Genomic DNA, 1,384 nt, shown 5'->3' on the forward strand with positions numbered 1-1,384 from the left:
GAAGGCGGTGGAGGTTTCAGCTGAGAATCTGATTGTCGAAGTCGGAAACCAGCAAACAACAAACCATCCACCATGCGCAAGTTTACGGAAAAAGCAGTTGTCGGTCTATCGGAAGTCGGTCTGGGCCTGGACGAATTGGTGCGACACGGAGCGCGGCAAGTGATTCAGCAAGCAATCGAAGCGGAGCTGTCGGCGCTACTGGAGCGATTCGAGAACGTCAAGACCTTGCATGGACAACGCGCCGTGGTACGCAATGGCTATCTGCCGGAGCGAGAAGTGTTGACGGCAGCCGGGCCGATTCCAGTGAAGGTCCCCAAGGTTCGCGATCGCTCAGGATCCGGTGTGAAGTTCAATTCCTCGATTGTGCCGCCGTATGTGCGGAAGTCGCCGCGCGTGAGTGCCGCGCTGCCGTGGCTTTATCTGAAAGGCATCTCGACGGGCGACATGAGCGAAGCGCTGAGCGTGCTGCTGGGTGAGGACGCCAAAGGCTTGTCGGCCAATGTGGTGAGCCGTCTGAAGGCGCAATGGGCCGATGAGCACGCCATTTGGAGCCGGCGCGACCTGTCGAACTCGCGGTATGTCTATTGGTGGGTCGACGGCATTCACACCGGGCTGCGCAGCGAGAACTCAGACGGCCAGTGCCTGCTGGTGATCATCGGCGTGAGGCCCGATGGTCGCAAGGAGCGAGTCGCAATCGGCGACGGTTATCGCGAATCGAAGGCATCCTGGCAGGAGTTGCTGCTCGATCTGAAATCGCGTGGCTTGCAGGCGGGTCCGCTCCTGGCAGTCGGCGATGGCGCGATGGGCTTCTGGGCCGCATTGGAAGAAGTGTTTCCCACGACGCGCGGCCAGCGCTGCTGGTTCCACAAGATGGGCAACGTTCTGAACGCGCTGCCGAAGTCACAGCAAGGCAAAGCCAAGGCAGATCTGCAGGCCATCTGGATGGCCGCCACGCGCGCCGACGCGTATGCGGCGTTCGATCGTTTCGTGACGCTCTACGCGGCGAAATATCCGAAGGCCACGGAAACGTTGAAGAAGGATCGGGAGAGCCTGCTGGCTTTCTACGACTTCCCGGCCGAACACTGGCAGCACCTGCGCACAACCAACGCGATCGAGTCGACGTTCGCGACGGTGCGCCACCGTACTACGCGTACACGCAACTGCGTGTCGCGACCGACCTTCCTCGGTCTGGCATTCAAGCTGATCGAGGAAGCCGAGAAAACCTGGCGCCGCATCAACGGCCCCGAACAGATCCAGTTGTTGCTGGAGGGCATTGCCTTCCAGGACGGCGAGCCGGTGCAAGACGATCAACCGGGTCAGCAGAAACTCGCCGCTTGACGTCGCCCGCTATCAACTGCCCATACACCAGACTTGACCTTATCTC

The 1,384-nt window shown here is 60.5% G+C and carries 1 protein-coding gene; it reads left to right on the top strand.

Annotated elements, in window-relative coordinates:
- The first annotated feature begins 72 nt into the window (after window positions 1-72).
- A complete protein-coding gene (locus tag HV711_RS33195) occupies window positions 73-1,338 on the top strand; it encodes an IS256 family transposase (protein ID WP_035486862.1) in 1,266 nt (421 codons plus the stop codon).
- Window positions 1,339-1,384 lie beyond the last annotated feature (46 nt).

Source organism: Paraburkholderia phenoliruptrix, from assembly GCF_902859825.1.
GTDB lineage: Bacteria > Pseudomonadota > Gammaproteobacteria > Burkholderiales > Burkholderiaceae > Paraburkholderia > Paraburkholderia phenoliruptrix.